The 17,276-nt window shown below is 34.0% G+C and carries 19 protein-coding genes and 1 pseudogene; 1 reads left to right on the top strand and 19 read right to left on the bottom strand.

Annotated elements, in window-relative coordinates; translation table 11 throughout:
• From OC533_RS11575 to OC533_RS11560, 4 genes are all read right to left on the bottom strand, one after another.
• Entirely contained in the window at positions 1-849 is an 849-nt protein-coding gene (locus OC533_RS11575; RefSeq protein WP_185500943.1) for a fumarylacetoacetate hydrolase family protein, read from the bottom strand.
• A complete protein-coding gene (gene addA, locus OC533_RS11570) occupies positions 850-4,557 on the bottom strand; it encodes a helicase-exonuclease AddAB subunit AddA (protein ID WP_194323562.1) in 3,708 nt (1,235 codons plus the stop codon).
• 1 nt (position 4,558) lies between these two features.
• On the bottom strand, positions 4,559-8,032 hold the full coding sequence (gene addB, locus OC533_RS11565) for a helicase-exonuclease AddAB subunit AddB (protein WP_070753848.1): 3,474 nt from the start codon (positions 8,030-8,032) through the stop codon (positions 4,559-4,561).
• A 149-nt stretch (positions 8,033-8,181) separates the two neighbouring features.
• Positions 8,182-8,538 (bottom strand): IDEAL domain-containing protein, encoded by a 357-nt coding sequence (locus tag OC533_RS11560; RefSeq protein ID WP_077904838.1) that lies wholly within the window; start codon positions 8,536-8,538, stop codon positions 8,182-8,184.
• Between the two features lie 129 nt (positions 8,539-8,667).
• Here OC533_RS11560 and OC533_RS11555 point away from each other — a divergent pair.
• Positions 8,668-8,946 (top strand): annotated as a pseudogene (locus OC533_RS11555) (competence protein ComK).
• Here OC533_RS11555 and OC533_RS11550 read toward each other — a convergent pair.
• From OC533_RS11550 to OC533_RS11480, 15 genes are all read right to left on the bottom strand, one after another.
• A complete protein-coding gene (locus OC533_RS11550; protein WP_031645307.1) occupies positions 8,947-9,144 on the bottom strand; it encodes a hypothetical protein in 198 nt (65 codons plus the stop codon).
• Positions 9,141-9,374: a hypothetical protein gene (locus tag OC533_RS11545; protein ID WP_021496257.1), complete on the bottom strand. Its 234-nt coding sequence runs from the start codon at positions 9,372-9,374 to the stop codon at positions 9,141-9,143. Before OC533_RS11545 ends, OC533_RS11550 begins: the two co-directional genes overlap by 4 nt.
• A 251-nt stretch (positions 9,375-9,625) precedes the next feature.
• Positions 9,626-10,162 carry a GNAT family N-acetyltransferase gene (locus OC533_RS11540; protein ID WP_021496258.1) on the bottom strand — a complete coding sequence of 179 codons (537 nt, stop codon included), beginning with the start codon at positions 10,160-10,162 and terminating at the stop codon, positions 9,626-9,628.
• Positions 10,162-10,341 carry a hypothetical protein gene (locus tag OC533_RS11535; protein WP_021496259.1) on the bottom strand — a complete coding sequence of 60 codons (180 nt, stop codon included), beginning with the start codon at positions 10,339-10,341 and terminating at the stop codon, positions 10,162-10,164. Before OC533_RS11535 ends, OC533_RS11540 begins: the two co-directional genes overlap by 1 nt.
• 239 nt (positions 10,342-10,580) lie before the next feature.
• Complete coding sequence (locus OC533_RS11530; RefSeq protein WP_119734956.1) at positions 10,581-11,507, bottom strand: N-acetylmuramoyl-L-alanine amidase family protein; 927 nt, start codon at positions 11,505-11,507, stop codon at positions 10,581-10,583.
• A gap of 2 nt (positions 11,508-11,509) precedes the next feature.
• Complete coding sequence (locus OC533_RS11525; protein ID WP_031645670.1) at positions 11,510-11,743, bottom strand: hypothetical protein; 234 nt, start codon at positions 11,741-11,743, stop codon at positions 11,510-11,512.
• Positions 11,740-11,997: a phage holin gene (locus OC533_RS11520; RefSeq protein WP_031645669.1), complete on the bottom strand. Its 258-nt coding sequence runs from the start codon at positions 11,995-11,997 to the stop codon at positions 11,740-11,742. Before OC533_RS11520 ends, OC533_RS11525 begins: the two co-directional genes overlap by 4 nt.
• Before the next feature lie 20 nt (positions 11,998-12,017).
• Positions 12,018-12,422 (bottom strand): hypothetical protein, encoded by a 405-nt coding sequence (locus tag OC533_RS11515; protein ID WP_012582418.1) that lies wholly within the window; start codon positions 12,420-12,422, stop codon positions 12,018-12,020.
• Positions 12,401-12,844 carry a hypothetical protein gene (locus OC533_RS11510; RefSeq protein WP_003743972.1) on the bottom strand — a complete coding sequence of 148 codons (444 nt, stop codon included), beginning with the start codon at positions 12,842-12,844 and terminating at the stop codon, positions 12,401-12,403. The genes OC533_RS11515 and OC533_RS11510 overlap by 22 nt, the downstream gene beginning before the upstream one ends.
• A 36-nt stretch (positions 12,845-12,880) precedes the next feature.
• The gene (locus OC533_RS11505) at positions 12,881-13,039 is read right to left on the bottom strand and encodes a CD1375 family protein (RefSeq protein WP_012582417.1); all 159 of its coding nucleotides are present in this window, start codon (positions 13,037-13,039) and stop codon (positions 12,881-12,883) included.
• Positions 13,040-13,043: 4 nt separating this feature from the next.
• Positions 13,044-13,322 (bottom strand): hypothetical protein, encoded by a 279-nt coding sequence (locus OC533_RS11500; protein WP_050897660.1) that lies wholly within the window; start codon positions 13,320-13,322, stop codon positions 13,044-13,046.
• Positions 13,319-14,404 carry a BppU family phage baseplate upper protein gene (locus OC533_RS11495; protein WP_119734954.1) on the bottom strand — a complete coding sequence of 362 codons (1,086 nt, stop codon included), beginning with the start codon at positions 14,402-14,404 and terminating at the stop codon, positions 13,319-13,321. Before OC533_RS11495 ends, OC533_RS11500 begins: the two co-directional genes overlap by 4 nt.
• A complete protein-coding gene (locus tag OC533_RS11490; RefSeq protein ID WP_070215599.1) occupies positions 14,401-15,429 on the bottom strand; it encodes a hypothetical protein in 1,029 nt (342 codons plus the stop codon). Before OC533_RS11490 ends, OC533_RS11495 begins: the two co-directional genes overlap by 4 nt.
• Positions 15,426-16,439 (bottom strand): phage tail protein, encoded by a 1,014-nt coding sequence (locus tag OC533_RS11485; RefSeq protein ID WP_003740854.1) that lies wholly within the window; start codon positions 16,437-16,439, stop codon positions 15,426-15,428. Before OC533_RS11485 ends, OC533_RS11490 begins: the two co-directional genes overlap by 4 nt.
• Before the next feature lie 12 nt (positions 16,440-16,451).
• Positions 16,452-17,276, bottom strand: a complete 825-nt coding sequence (locus tag OC533_RS11480) for a phage tail family protein (protein WP_031644700.1) — start codon at positions 17,274-17,276, stop codon at positions 16,452-16,454.

Raw genomic sequence — 17,276 nt, 5'->3', positions numbered from 1 at the left:
TTAAGATTTTCTAACTGTATTCATTAAAGTACCAATTTTATCAATTGTAATTTCCACTGTATCTCCGTCTTGTAAAAAGGTCGGAGGATTCATCCCGCTCCCTACACCACTTGGAGTCCCCGTTGCAATTATATCTCCTGGAAGTAAAGTATGACCTTTTGATAAATCAGAGATAATTTTCGCTAAATTGAAAATGAATTTTTCTGTAGAATCAGATTGTCTTACTTCACCGTTTACTTTTGTTTCAATATGGAAAATCGTTTCTTCATTAGGTTGATATTCAAGTACATACGGCCCAATTGGACAACTAGCATCAAGGCTCTTCCCAATATAAAATTGTTTATGTTTTTTCTGCAAATCTCTAGCTGTAATATCGTTCAAAATAGTAAACCCAAAAACAGATGATAAAGCTTCACTTTCAGATACATCTCTAATTTGTTCTCCAATTATAACCGCTAGTTCGCCTTCGTAATCTAGTTTTTTTGTTATATCTTGATGCAACTCAATCTCGCCATGATGTGGCAATAAGCTATTCGTACTTTTGGTGAAAACGAGAATATGTTCAGGCACATCCTCTTTACTTCCCATTTCTAATACATGATTATAATAATTTTTTCCCACTGCGATAATATTGTTAGGGGGCATAAAAGGTATTTGGATTTCTACATCTGCTAGGTCAATACTTTCCTTTGTCATCTTTATGTCCTGAACAGCAGGCTTTTCTTTAATAACATCTAATAAAGTAGCTGGCGGATCTTGAAAGATAGCTTGTGCAGGAATAATTTTATTTTCATTTACTAAAGCACCGTAATTATGTTGCCCTTTATAAGAATAGCTTAACCATTTCATTTAAATACCTTCCTCTATGTTTATTTGGCAAATATGTTGTCCGTCGAAAAAATATAAATATGCATGAGAAACTTTTTTTCCACTAATTGCTTGAATAGCTTCCGCATAAAGTTTAATTTGAATTTGATACCGGTCCTTCATTACTTTCTCAGCGGCTTCCCAGTTATCATATCGTCCTTCAATTTTATCTGTCTTGTAATCGATTAAAATAATGGAGTCTTCTTCCTCAATCATGCTATCAACAACACCTTGAATGAGCACGTGTTCATCAAGATTTGTTTGATTATATAATTTTGCTGCAGGAAGTAAGTAACTGAATGGAACTTCACGCTTCACTTTATCTTTTTTCTGCAAAACGGTTTTTCCTAGAGCTGATTCAAAGAACGCAATAATTTGATTAACATTGATAGCTTTAATTTGAGCTTCTGTAAGAATATCTTTTTCTCTCATTAATTGTAATAATGAGACTAAATCTTTTTCGGTCGGTTTATCATCTAATGGTACAGCTTGCATTAACGTATGCATTGCCGTCCCAATTTCCGTAGCTGACAACTTATTTTGTTGCAAAAATTTAGGTCGGTCTAAAGATACTTTTTGGAATTCTTTTAGGATAGATGTATCACTCCAACTATCTTGCAAAGAGAATTGTCTTTTAAGCTCTGTCACAGACTGCTTAGCACGAATTCCAGTGGCTTCCTCATCTTTATATTGGTAATGCATAAAACGCTCAATTTCATCCTTATATGGACTTTTAACTGGCACTTGCTTATGTGCTTTTACATTCTCCATCCAGTTATCTGATTTTTCCTTTTCCAAGTCATCAGTTAGGAACATTTCTTTCGTTTTAATTTCAACTTGAAGCTTCATATTAGTTGGCAGTGTTTTAATCTTTTCTTCGCACAATAATTCTTTAAAATGGCTGTGGCGGATTGTAGCATTTCCAATCCAATCTAAATAACACTTCGCTTTTGCTCGAATTGCTGCGGGTAAAATAGTTTCTTGTTGGTTACTTACTTGTAACCAATTTTTACTTGTTTTTTCAAAATCTGGAACAGTTGCAGTTAAAATTAGTTTTTCTTCCGCACGAGTAAGTGCAACGTATAAAACACGCATTTCTTCCGCAATCATTTCTCGGGATTTTTTTTGTTTAATCGCTTGTTGCATGATAGTTGGATAGACAATCATCTTTTCTATATCTCGATAATTAGAAGCAAAACCATAGTCTTTGTCTAAAAGTGTTTTACTATAAATGTCACGCATATTAAATTTTCTACTTAATCCTGAAACTATAACTACTGGAAACTCCAAACCTTTACTTGCATGAATCGTCATCATACGTACAACATCTTCTTTTTCGCCGAGTGTTTTTGCTGTACCTAGGTCATCTCCACGAACTTCTAATCGCTCAACAAAACGCACAAAACGGAATAATCCACGGAAAGAAGTTTTTTCATACTGATTCGCACGATCATACAAAGCGCGTAAATTAGCCTGACGTTGTTTTCCACCTGGTAACCCACCTACAAATTCATAGAAGTTTGTTTCTTGATAGATTTGCCAAATTAAGGCAGTCAAATTTTCCCGAATAGACAGTTCACGCCAATTGTTTAATTGTGTTATAAAACGACTAATTTTATTTGCGGCATCCGAAACCGTAATATCTTTATAGGCTAGCATCGCATCAAAAAAATAGCCTTTTTTCTTCGCCATCCGAATTTGTCCTAATTCTTCTTCATTTAAACCGATTATTGGAGAACGTAGAACTGCTGCTAGTGGAATATCTTGATATGGATTATCGATTACTTTCATTAGTGCAATCATTGTTGCTACTTCTGTCGTTTCGAAATAACCAGAATTATTATTGGCATAGAAAGGTATATCTTTTATTTTCATTGCTTCTTCCATATCTGGAGCACTCGTCATAGCTCTTGCTAGAATAACAATATCTCTGTATTGAATGGGTCTATTTTGTTGTAACTTTTTATCATAAATTGGGAACTTATTATCTATCATTTCTCTAATTTTTGTCGCAATAGCTCTTGATTCAACTTGATTTTTTTGCAACTCTTGTGGCGATAATTCATCCTCAGATTCTTTTTCTTCTGATTTCATATCAATTAACAAAAGTTCTGTTGCCATATTGTTAGCTTCAGGAAAACTAGCCCCTAAAGTTAACTCAGCCGCCTCATCATAATCGATTTCAGCAATATGCTTATCCATCAACTGATGAAAAATAAAGTTAGTAGCATCAAGAACTTCTTTCCTACTTCTAAAGTTTTGAGATAAATCTATTCGTATTCCGCTGCCTTCTCCGTCTTGCTGATATTCTTGATACTTTGCCATGAACAAAGTTGGTTCCGCTAGTCGAAAGCGATAAATCGATTGCTTTACATCCCCAACCATAAACAAGTTTCCTTTTGTATCATTCGAATTAGTGACAAGCAAAAGAATAGTTTCTTGTACCATATTAGTATCTTGATATTCATCAATCAATACTTCTTTGAACTGTTTTTTATAACTATTTGCCACGTCAGAAGGGGCGCCATTTTTCAAGAGTATTTTTAAAGCTAAATGCTCTAAGTCATTAAAGTCTAATACCCCACGTTGTTGCTTTTCCTCAAAAAAGTTTTCAGCAAATTTTTTCACTAATTCGCTTAACGTTTTAATATCTGGTTTCATTTTTTCTAAATCACTTAAATAATTTTCTTCTTCTCTTGAAAACCAATCTATTAAAACATTTTTCACTTCTTTTTTTGCAGCATCACGGAATTTCTTTGCTTCTTCTACATATTCTTCGTCAAAATCAGCTTTATTTTTAAGGGCAGGTATTCGTTTGAAATCAATGCTCTCAAAGCCAAATTTCACATCTTGCCAATTATCCCAGCTAATACTTGATAAAGTGTTAATTTGTGCTAAATCATTTTCTAGTGTGCTTAAATAAGGCGCTGGTCCATTATTTTCATTTGCATAATCTATCGCACTTAGCAGATAACTTTTAGCTTGGTTAATTCTAAGTTGAATATCCTCTTTAATAATTGGAAAATAAGGTAATTCTGTGATAGAAGCAATCGCTTGTGTATCGTAGAAACTTACCATTTGTTCTAACCATAAATCAGGGTTTGGATTTGCTCTAGAGAAATCATAAAGTTTCGAGATTAGCGTATGCAACTCAGCATCAGATCTATCCCCAGTAAACGATTCAACTAGATGAAAAAAGTCCTCATTATTTTCTATACTATATTCTTTTTCTAACAGGTCCTCTAAAACTTCATCACGAATCATACTGCTTTCGATGGGTTCAATCAAACGGAAATTAGGATCAATGTCGGCTTCAAAATAATGTTTTCGAATGATTTCCAAACAAAATGAATGCAAAGTCGATATGGAGGCATAGTTTAGTAAGGCGACTTGTTTTTTCAAATGTGCAGATTCCGGATTTTGCACTAATGCTTCTTCTAAACTTTTACCTATTCTATACTTCATTTCTGCAGCTGAAGCATTGGTAAAAGTTACAATTAACAATTCATCAACGTTTAGATTTTCTGTTTCATTTATTAGTTTTTCAATGATTCTTGTAACTAAAACAGCTGTCTTACCAGAGCCCGCAGCAGCTGCTACAAGAATATTGTTCCCATTTGCTTGGATGGCTTTCCACTGGTCATCAGTCCATAAAGCATCTTCTGGTTTGCTTGGTATATTTAAGCTCATACTACTGCGTCCCTCCTTCTATATCCATTTTTGTTAAAATCGTCTCTGTTTTTTCATTTGTTAAATGTCTATATTGATTACTCGTTAAAGATGGATCAAATCCACAAAATGAGCGAAATCCACAAAATTGACAAGGTGTTTTTTCTTTTAATTTATAAGGATTAATGGAAACAGCTCCATCTAGTATTTTATTTCCTGCTTCCTGATATTTTTGTCTTACAAATCGGCGCATTTTATCAAACTCTGCTTTAGTCGCGGTTCTGGAACGGGCGCTTAACTCTCCGTTTTGCTTAATTTCAGCTGGAATAATATTAGAAGACTTTCCTTTTTCCAGATTTGTATCCATAAGCGAAACAGCCACAGGATCCGATAAAATTAAGCCTTTCATTTTGGAACTTTTTTGCAGTTCTCGAGCAATTGCTTCATCACTCAATTCTTTCTCTGCTTGGACATATTGATTATGCATATGAAAGTACAGAACCCCAGCAGGCTCAGCAGTTTTGCCTATCATTTTTTGCGCATTTGTTACAACGATGTCTAAGTAAGTCAGCATTTGAAGAGCCAACCCGTAATAAACTTCAGTAAGAGCCAAATCATGTGAACTAGATTTATAATCAATGATTCGAAGGAAAGTACGATCATCTTGTTCAGCTGCATCAATTCTATCAATACGTCCTTGTAAAAGAAGTTCGCTATTTGATTGTAATGGGATTTTTAAAGGCGGAATATCTCCTTTCAATCCAAAATCCACTTCTAAACCAATTGGACGAAACGCACTGCTTTTCGCTTGTTCGTTTAAAACCGTAGTAGCTCTTGTAATAATTTGGAGTAGTTTATATTGAATATATTCCATCCGTTTTGAACTTAATAAAATTTCATGTTGAATCTTCGGAGCTAAAAATGTCATCGCAAGTTTAGCCATTTGCCGACATTCTTCTTCCGTTAAATTACCCCAATCTCGGTTAGTTCGTTTTAATTCAGCGGAAATCCATTCCATTGCCCCGTGGAAAATTTCTCCCATGTCTACAGCTTGTAGCTTATAATGAGCTCTTTCTTCTAATTTCAAGCCATATTGCGCAAAGTGTTGAAACTCACAACTAAAAAACTTCTCCATCCGCGAAACACTCGCATGAATATTTTCACCAAATAGGTTTTTAGCAGTTGTTTCTTGGAGTGGTTTGGTTTTATTTTCATAATAAAGGCTAGAAAGTACTTGTTTTGCTGCCTCGGATTCTTTGCTATCTTCAAAATAACTATTATAAGCATCCCACCATACATTTGATAAAGGATAGCCACGTTTATACATTTGTAATTGGCTTGTTAATAAGCCCAGTGTAGCTTGTTTAGAACGAATATAACTACTTTGTTCATTATCATTCAGTAAACTTGGGTCAGTTAAATAAACCGATTCATTTAAATTTTTGAATTGGCCTTTTATTTTTCTTAGATAATTCGACTCGCTAAGAACTTTCCCTTCTTCATCTGCAGCTGGATAACTAAGAAATAATTTGTCGCTTGGCAAACTCATTATTTTATAGGCTAATAAATCTTCTTCACCAATGTTATTTTTAGCAGATGGCTTTAAATTGCTATTTTCTACTCGCAAAGAATCGCGATCTTGATCTGACAAAATCCCTTTATCTTTTTGACGTAGTGGCATTACGCCATCATTCATTCCAATCGCAAAAATAACTTTCATGTTAAGCAACTTTGCATTTTCCATATCAGCTAAAACTACTTGATCTAAAGAAGGTGGTAGTAAAGAAAATTCTAGCGCATCCAAGCCTGTCGTAATTATTTCAGAAAAACTATTAACATCTAATTCTTCCTCACCTAAAACTTCTACAAATTCATCTAGCAGTTCTGATATTGAACTCCAAGCTTGTTCATGTTCTCTAGCAAGTTCCAAATAACCATTTTCTTCTGCTACTTGTCTCCATGATTCTAAATGTTCTACAGCTTTAACTTGCTCCAAATAATGATATAGAGCCATGGCGAACTCTATGCCTGTTTTTGCTTTTGTTATATTATTTTCTAATGTTGAAAGAGGCTCAACTATAAGATTCCTCATTTCATTAATAACACTTTGGGTTGCTAATTCTTCATCTGTTTGTGGCAAGACATTGGTAGAAAGTCCTCGAATTTTACGATAAATCCAATCGCCTTCTTTTTCCCATTTCCACTTATTTTGAATGCCGTTTTCGAGCACATAATTTTCAAGTATATCTGCTTTTCTTCTCATAATAGTCGCATTTTCAGCCACATCAAAGAAAAATTCTGTTTTAACTGCTTGGAAAATCGGCTCATATTTCCAATTAAATAAAATTGCATCAACACTAGAACGAATAAATTCAATAAATGGATGTTTAGCCATTGCTCGTTTTTTGTCTATAAAAATAGGAATGTCAAATGACTCCATTACTGTTTCACATAAAATATCATAATCACTTATGTTTCTAGTCAAAATGGCTATATCTCGGTATCTATAGCCATTTAATGTTAATTGCCGAATTTCGCGGGCAACACCTTCCATCTCAGCACGCCTATTATTAGCTTGATGGATGGTTAAATCATTTGCTCCACCTTCATATGACGAGTATTTATTTTCTCCCCAAGCGTTGGCTAAAAAGGCTAATGAGTCAGAGTTAGCTCGTTTGTTTTCTAAAAGAATTTTCTCTGGTTCCAATTGAATTTTGTTTAATTTAGCCATCTCTAATAAAGCAAAGTATGCTTCAGTGCTCGCTTTAAACATACTGAATTCTTCCAAACCTTTATGGATTTCAGGCACGTTTAAAGTTAACGATACTGTTACTTTATCGCATTTTTGCATAAGCTTTTCTATTACTGTTAACTCTTGTTTTGAAAAAGAAGTAAATCCATCAATAATTATTTCCGTTTGATTTAAATAATCACTCTCAATAATCTTATCTGCTAACAGTCTCAAATAATCTTCATTTTCAAGGAATTTTCCTGCTAATAATTCTTCATATTTTTGATAAATAAGTGAAATGTCATGTACTTTGCTAGATACACTTGTAGATAAATTTGCCGCACTCTTCTCTAATTCATCTACAGAAATTTCTTCTTGTTTCATTTCTTTAAATAACTTAGCCAGCTCTGAATAAAAGCCTTTTTTCGAAGTAGCTCTAGAGAAAATTTTCAACTTATCTTTTTGATCTAAAGCAGCTTTTCGAATAACCATCTCAATACCTTTTTGACTCAAAAAAGTTTTAGATAAGCCACCAGTTTCTTGAAGTATTTTCCAAGCAAGCCTACTAAAACTAAAAATCTGTGTCCCTAGCATTCCTGCCAAGTTTTGTTTGTTTAAAAAGCTTGTTTCCATTTGAAACGTCATTTGATCAGGGACGATAAAAATATACGTCTTAGAAGTTTTTTTGATTTTTTCGCCTACTTCATCCATCAAATGAGTAGTTTTACCTGTTCCTGCTTTACCAGCAATTATTTGAAGTGTCATACCCTCACCACCGAACATATGTTTTTATTTAGTTTACCATATTTGAGCAATCTGTCCAGAACTTTTTTCGAGGCTTTTTTTTCGTGAAAATTTATAAAACAGCTCAAAAAAACTAAGATAGCTCTTACTATCTTAGTTTTTCATATATTCTACTCAAAAGCCAGCATTTCCTGTTGGATTTTATTCATTTTTTCTGTTAGCTGCATAAATTTCGCTTTGTTCCTATTATCGAGAGCTTTATCAATTTCAGCTCTAAGTTGTTCTAATTTTCTCTCTTCTAGGAGCATCGTCAGGAAGCATTCGATAAAAACATTTGTTAATTCTTTTTCTCCTTTAAGGACACCCACTTGATTCATCAATGAATTAGAAAAATCACGCATTTCCACGACTACCACTCCTCCACTCATATTTATTACAATTTCGAAAAACTGTAACATGGCAAGAAAAAACAGAAAACGGCTTGAAAATACAACTTTACGAAAATCTAATGACTTGTAAATTACCATGTGCTATAATGACAAAAAATAACTCATAACTTACTTTGATGCTTCGTCGTTATTTGAAATTTTGTGCATTACGCAATAATTTCAGATTACTTCTTAGACATAAATACAAACATAGAGGAGTTGAATGAAATGAAAAAAGAACAAATTAGTACTCAGTTTTATGAAGTAAATCCCCACACAATGATTATTTTTCCAAAAAAATCTGGAAGTATAGTCTATTCAGAAATTTATGAAGTTGATTCTCATTATACTTCTAAATTTACCCCATTTGAGTTAATTAAAACCAGCTGTAACTTTTTCGGATCGAGTTATGATGGAAGAAGAAGAAACGAGATACCAAAAAAAGAACATCCTCTCAAAAGGATGTCTTTATTTTACTATTATATAGAAGAAACATTATTTCTGTGACTAATTATTAACAATAGATTGATGTTGTAAATACTCGTCATAGATAGTCTTTAAATCTATTTCATTCTTTTTTATACGCCTTTGCAAGGCTTTTAACTTTCTTGTTTCATATAATTCGGCAAACAGCTTTTCTATAGCTTTATCTTTTCCTTCTACGTAGCAGATGTATCTAAAATCATTAAAGCTATATAGTCTCATGTCATAACCTCGCAAAAAATAATATCTTCTATATTAATGTCAATTATTCGTTCGTCAAATCGCTGTAATTGAACTATATTTCTTTCATGGTCCAAATAAACAGGAACTACATACTTGTATCGCACATGATGATTGTTCTTAAAAAACAGTACTTCTATCGACCAATTGCGTTTGAGAGCATCTGCTAATACTATTGAATGTTCTAAAATATCATCAAATAAGTTATACATTTACTTCACCTCTTGCTAACATTATACGAACAAACGTTCTTAAAATCAAGTCTTAAAAAGTGTTGTGTTGCATAAAATTATATGTAATAATATTCACATGAACGATTTTCGTTCATTATTTCATTCAACTATTAGCTGTTTGACATCCCGTTTTTTACATCTGAACATAACAGCAACCTCGAATAAATTTTCGGGGTTTTTTTGCATAAAAAAAGCCCTAACGGTGGGTTAGGGTAGATTCCTGAACTATGTCATTCTATAACTTCACTGAATACTAAAGCCATATTTACATTAGCATCGGAGTGATTCCCAGTTTTTTCAAAACCAATTTTCTTGTAGAAGCCAACAGCCTCCTTAATTGAATACACTGTCAGTAGAGTTGCTCCTACATTAGGTAGAATTTTCAGTTTAATAAAAGTTATTAAGTAGTTCATTAACACAATGCCAACACCCTTCCTTTGATGATGTTTTTCAATAGCAAAGTGATGTATTTGTAACGCTGGTATAGATTTTCTATGAATCGTGAAATGTGGATGGCTAGGTAATTTCCCAGAAACAATAGATTTTTTTGTAATCTGTGCCCTATCTGATGTTAATGTAAAATAGCCTGCAACACTTCCATCAATAAAAAGAATAAAAGTTCGCGTTAAATTGCAAATGTGGTCACTTAGCGCATCATTGTGTAAATAAGAGTCAATATCAACATTTCCGCATGAGAACTCATTTACGGCTTGTTTTTCTGTGTCTGCAAGTCCTGAGATACTCTTCATTTCTATATTTAGTTTCATTAAACTTTATAAATTTCACCATCAATTTTTATTTCTTTGATGGCTTTAAGATTGTGTTTAGTTTTTCTAACATTACTATTACGAGTTGTTGCTTTTCTATCAATTCTACTCATGAATTCGCTATATTCTTTTTGGTTATTAAACGAAAAGGCTGTATTTTTTATAGTTGTAGTTGCCATTTTCATCCCTCCAAGTTTTAAGTTCTTATATACTATATTATACACAATAAGCGTATTTGTAAACCTTTTTTTAAATCCAAATCACCTTAAACGGCTTTTAAATGCTTTTAAACGTGCTTAACAGCTACAAAATGATGTTATCTTAATTTTAGCTTATTTATTAGCTTTTAAAGTATCACAAAAGTATCTTTTTATAAAACAAAAAGACCCCCTAGCGCACTGCTAAGAGGTCTTTAAAATTATTTCAAGAAGTAGTTTGCTGTGTAATACCAGCCATCTTTTTCGTACCAGAGTTCCAAATAACCTTTCTTGTTATCATACCAAGCCAATTTTGTATTAGGAGCATACCATTTAATTTTGCCACTATTTAGTTTTGTGTTATTCCAGACTGGAATACGCAGGTCTTTCGCGCTTTTAATTCGAACTTTGATGCGACCTTTTGCGTCTTTTTTAGTTACAACATCGCAAAAGCTCTTATACATGTAGTATAATTTGTCGTTGATGTACGTCTTGTACCAGTATTGATTATGTTCATATACTAAGAACTCAGTTCCTGATTTATACATGCGCGCTGGATTTGATTTAAAGTCCATTTTTGGCAATAGTGGCGCGCTGTCAACGATTTTCCCATCATGTCTGTTTGGATTTTTAGATGTAATACGCTTATACTCATCGATAATTGCTTGTTGTAGCGACGGCCAACGTTTTTCAGCTAAAACACGATGTGGACAATATTTTCCGCTCCAATCTTGATGCTTTTTAACTGTATCTTTCGAAGCCACAATTCCTTGCTGTACGCATAGCCCTGCAATATACTTGATTGCATTTTGCTCTGATTTTGTATATTTGGAACCTCCAGATTTGCTGTAACAAATCTCTACACCGATTGTATTCCTGTTTCCGTATCCATTTCCACCATCACCACAGTGCCAAGCGTTACGATCGAATGGCACAACTTGAATGGCTTCTTTATCATCTACTGCAACATGAAAGCTAACTTCGTTATTGTTGTTTTTACAGTAATCTGTCTCATTTTGTGCTGTAGCATCATTGTACGTATTGTGTACAGTAATTTTTTTTGCCTTCATCACATTTGGTGCTTTGATGCTATATTTTGAGCTAGAGACTAGATTTTGTCTAAAAGGTACCCCGTTAACTGTAGCCATTCCTATTCCACCCCTTTGATTTCATTTTCTCGGAATCCCTGTGTTATTCTTTCGTTATCAATATAAAAAGAGACAAAGAATAAATCTTTATCTCCTTCATCACGAACTGTCTTTGTGATTATTCCTTTGTACTTACTTTTATCAATGATGTTTTTTGCTGTCTCGTCTAGCTGCTTATCATTCTTTACGCTATCTGTATCAATCACTTTTACTTTTTGCCCTTTACTAAATTTCATTTGTCTCCATCCTTTCTATTTTGAACTAGTTCACTATCACTTGTACCAGGTGTTGTCGGGTCATTAATTACACCTAAAACACCTAACAGCAGAAACACGCTATTAATCATGTCTAGCGCTTCGCTATTCATCGTTTCCGCAGGAATTGTCACACTAAACCAGCCTAGTACTTGTTGTACTAAAACAAGAATTAGCGGGATGACAGATACCCAAAATACTTTTGATTTCAATCGTACTTTCCAGTTAATTTTCATTGTTTTTTCTCACCTCCTTATTATTTCCAAAGCATAGGCGCTAAAGTAATAATCGTTGTGATTACTGCCCCTATCAATCCGATAATTGCTACTGTCACGCCTACATCACTCGTTTTTGCTTTTTCTTCATTTTCCGATTTCGCTTTAATTTCGGTTAGTTCGATATCGTGGTCATGTAGATGAATAGTAGTATCACTTGCAAAGCGGTCCAAAGTTGTCGCTGTTCTTTCTGTATTTTTTGCAATTTGATCTAGCGAGAGCGAGAGCGGTACAACAATATCTTTTAAATCATTCAAATCGTCACCTAATCCATCCACTTTATTCTCTATCTTTTCGATGTCTTTGGAGACTTCTGTTTTCAACTTACTTTCATGCTCTAATAATTCTAATCTTGTTACGTAACCTAATTGTTTTTCAGCTTCCACAGTTCGAAACCTCCCACTCCCGCGATGAATAAATTAAAACACGCACTCAAACCATAGCGAACTGGGAGCAACCACTGCGACTGACCTTCCGCGCTAGCAGATGCATAAAGAAATAATATAAATACACCTATGATTCCCCCAATTAGCATATTTATATATTTTGCTTTACTTGTTTGGAATATCGATATTAAAATCAAAACAGAACTTACTATGAAAAATAAGCCCCATGTATCCATGTTCATTAAACCATCCATCAGCTTGTAAGTATCACTTCCTTCAGCAACCGCGTCCCCTTTTAGTATTAAAAATGCGCCTGTTGCAAAACTAAACAGTGACACTTGCAATGAAAAAAGGATGCTAAAAACATCCTTATATGACTTTTCCAGCAATTGTTTTTTGAGGTTTTCCCACCATTTTCTCATCCACTCCACTTCCTATTTTTTGACATGAAAATAAGCCTATTCGGCTTCTGTTTCTTCTGATTGTATTCGTTCTTGTTCTAATCTCAATTCTTCCACTTTCTTTTTAACTTGATTACGTAATGTGGAAGGCACTTCTTCGATTTCTTTCCTTCCGTTCATCACTAGATTTACATAAATTGGTATCATATACGCCATTTTTTCACCCTAAATTACTTTCAAATAGTGCGGCTAAGGCCTCTTGGGTGAGTAGTAATTCCTCTCTTATTTTTTCGATTTCAGTTTGTTCAGGATGGATTTCATCTTGAAGCTTTTCGTATTGCTCTTGATCAAGAATAGCTTTTTTATTTATTACTTTTACACAAAATAACTTATTTACTGTACTTTCATCCGCTAATACATCAATAGTATTTTCTTCTTTTGAGTTACTCCATCCGTCAATGTATCCGTCTTTACCAACTGTTACATAGTGTATATTCATAGAAGAGCCACTACCTTTCTCATTACCGCCTGATTGTTTGTTCCAGTAGAATTGTCGTCTGAACCAGTTAATTGAGTTGCTGAAACGTATAAATATTTGTGAACTGGACTATTATCCATCATTGCGTCAAAATTATGCCCGCCGTATGTTTCTTTTGTTACTATCTGTGTACACCAATAGTAATCACGTGCTGCACCAGCACTATATTTAGACCAATAAATAATCCACGCCTTGCATTGGTTAAGAGGAATCGACGGTGTTACCGTCTGTGATGCTGACATATAAAATGAGCCAGTCCAAACAGTTTGCGTAATCTTGCTGTCAGAATATGCCTTCGCATCAGCTAAAGCTTGAGCTGCTTTTAAGCTCGCATCTGCTTTAGCGTCACTAAGCGCTTTATCTGCTTTAGACTGTGCGCTAGATACTGTCTCTTTAGCATTCCAGTTCGTTTTATCTGTTGGTGTAACATGAATATCCGCATTATTTACATGTGCATTTAAGTCTGTTTTTTGTGCGAATTGTGCGGGCTGCATAGCATCAAATTGTGTTTTTAAATCATCCGCTTTTTTATCTACGTCATCTAATTTAGTGTTTAATCTCTCGAAAGATTCATCGAATATTTTTTCGTAATCATCCCAGCGCTCTACGTAGTATTCTGATACTGGGAAAAAGTCGCTATCTATTAATGCTTTTTTTATCTCAAAACTGAATTTATACACCCGCATCGCTTGAGTGTTTTTGTATTTTATATATAATTCAGCAATAGCAGTGCCAGCATGAGATATTTGGGAGTCTGTAAGTGCGTATTCTGCAATTCCTCGCACTCCATCGGTGATTGTTGGTTTCACAAGATACTTGCTCTCTGACTCTGTTCCTTTCGCTAAAATCATAGCAAGCTCTAATTCAGCAGCAGACGATAATACTAAATCTTGATTATCTTTATCTATATTAAAAATAAGTCTAGCTGTTCCACCTGTATCTTGCGTATAAAAAACAGCTTTTTGAAGTGGTTTATCTTCTTCTGTTGTGACGTTAAAATCATATATTCCGTTTTTGTGAATAACGTTTTCAGTTTCAGTCATGTTCTAACCACTCCTCCGCCACTAAGACGTGTTGGAATATCCGCTTCCCAAGTTCCGCTATTAAGATTGAAGATATCAGCTGACTGAGGATACAAACCAATCGCACTTTTTGCTCCATGTGTGGTGTTTTGCACTTCAACTCTTGCAGTGTTATAACCGCGAACATCAACGTTCTGCGAAGCGAAGTAACAACCGTTGATATCAGCAGAACAAGCATCTATGAATACGGCTGTAAACGGGTCTATCGCTTTAGTATTGAAAGCCATTCTGCATTTTGTAATCCTTACAAATCCGCAGCGTATAGCCTTGATAAAATAGTTTTTCGTTGTTCCTGCAGTATTTGTTTGTTCTATTCCAGCAATATAAATATATCCAGATGTATCAGATACTGAAATACTTCTGATTTGACAAGTAGTAGGACCAGCCGCAGGATCAACTGTTTCATAATTAGAAGATAGAATATATAATGTTACACCTGATAATGGCGGTATAATCACATCTTCATCATAGCGTCCAGGATTAATCCACAAGCGTAATGTATTACTATTAAATACACGTGGGAAATTCATGGTAGCTTTGTTAATTGTTTTAAATGGCTTATTTTTTTCTCCAGTCCCTGCAGTATCATCCCCTGAAACGGAATCCACATAGACCTCAATTGAACCAGCATCCAGACCATACAGACGATTTAGCATATATAATACTTGCTCATTTGTTAGTTCAATACTCGTTATTCTCGTCATCATGTTCTTTAAACTATCTGCAAGAGAATCTAAGTCACTATCTAATCTATCTTTCGCTAATTCAAATATTTTATTCTGTAACTTAGAAACCCTTAAATCAACAACTTCATTGCTAGAATTACCACCGGATGCAATAACCAAATTTGTAATTCTTTTTCGCAGATGTTCTATTTCATAATCAGATAAATTTAATCCATTCTCGATTATTTCCCAGTTATCATTTATCTTTTTCATAAATTCATATCCTTGCAATAAATCGTCTAATCTATTTAAATCTCTCATTTTTTAACCCCCTTCTTTACTTCTTTTAAATGTGCCAATGTTTTCGATAATGTCCCTTTCACACTATTTATTGATACAACTGGTGTTTTAGTTGATTGAGGATAAAGCGTTATCTTTTGAATTCTACTATAGACATCAATATTTTTTCCGCGAACATATCCTGCATTTCCTAGCCCGACACGCTCCACTTTTTTCTTATGAATATTCCCTTTAGTAAATTGCACATAGTCAAGAGTAATAGAAATATCCGGAACATCTTGCAATGTTTCTTTTAATCTTGCTTTTAAATTTGCTGTAGTAGTAGAATCATCACTATACTTAGCAGCGTCAATAATGCCATAAATATCAGCGTTCGGACTCGTATACGTAGTTGTAACAATAGGATTACCATTATCTCCCGATTTACCATCTCCAGATATTCTAGTTGCTAGGTTTGTACTGTCATTTGTAAATGAAAGTTTATTTATATTAAACCCATCTACAAATATAAATGCATTCTCAATACCTATTTTTTTCCGAATAACAATATGATAATTTGTCACTTCGAATTCTGCTTTAAAATTCACTAAAATATTATTTAAAAGAACATTCAAAGCAAAATCATTTCCAAGGCTTTCAAAATCAAAAGAAGAAAAAGAGTCCAAAATTTCATAGGTGAATTTTGTCCCACTAACAATAAAGTCCATACACGACTTTATTGTTTGGCTTCCCTTAAGTTCAGAAGTGAGTAACTTATTATTTAGATCCTTTACAATGTGAAGACATTGTACATTATAGCCAATCGTGTCTCCTGAACCAATGCATGAAAACATCTCAATTCTATACATTTCTTTGCTTTCCACTTCAGTAATCACACATTTTTCTGTGATCATATCGAATGCTCTTTCGTTATACTTTCTATACACTGTAAAATTTAAATCAGGTACTGTATTTATTTCGAAATTATTTTCTAAAATACTATGATTAGTAAGAGGTTCACTATTACCATATAAATCTGTAACTTCTAACATTTCTCCACCTCTTTACATGTAATAATAAAAACGAAAATCGAACGATATTTCTAAAGGACCCGTACTCCCCATGATTTCAATCTCATTCCATCCGGGAGCTAAACCAATTGTTGATTTTTCAGTGTCGCCATATATACCGGCTCCATTAAGCAAAGAGTAAACTTGATTAATTTCCAATTCATCCGTACGCGTTGTTATTCCTTTGTAAGACCATACTTGACCAGTAGTTTTATTATTTATCCTTAGCCCCTCTGATGCCCCTTTATAGCGAATTATAAAAGGGTATCTTTCTGGATTAATTGCTATATCTGAAGCGTTATATACCTTAAATTTGTTTGTATCAAAAACATATTCTGCTGTTTCGGACGATGGGATATTTTGTCCTAGGCTCCATTTTCTATTGCTAAATTTAAACCCATCTAAAGTAGAACCTACACTTTCAGAAAGACCTTGCGCGCAAACAAAAGTCCCCGCGATATCACAGATTGGTGCCCCTCCCTTTTGCTGAATGTTTAAAGACTCTACTTTTACTGGCCAACGAACCGTTTCATGCCTTTCATCAATGACATAAATTTCTTCTTTCCCACTTATAAATTTAATGAATTCGTTTCTTTTTAAGATGTATTCAGCGTAATTACTACATACTAAGATTAGTTGAAAAGTTATATCTCGCTTTGCTAAAACACTACCCATGTCAATCTCACCGTCAAATGTTTCCATGGAAACTCTTTCCGTTGTGAAGTTGGGACCAGGAACATTAAATTCTTTCACATCAACTTTATTTTCTCTAGTGATATACTTTGTTCCATCTTGTCTCTCAAATATTAGTCCATACAT

It is taken from the genome of Listeria sp. Marseille-Q6474, assembly GCF_946902005.1.
Classification (GTDB): Bacteria; Bacillota; Bacilli; order Lactobacillales; family Listeriaceae; genus Listeria; species Listeria innocua.
This window is presented reverse-complemented; position numbering and strand designations above follow the sequence as displayed.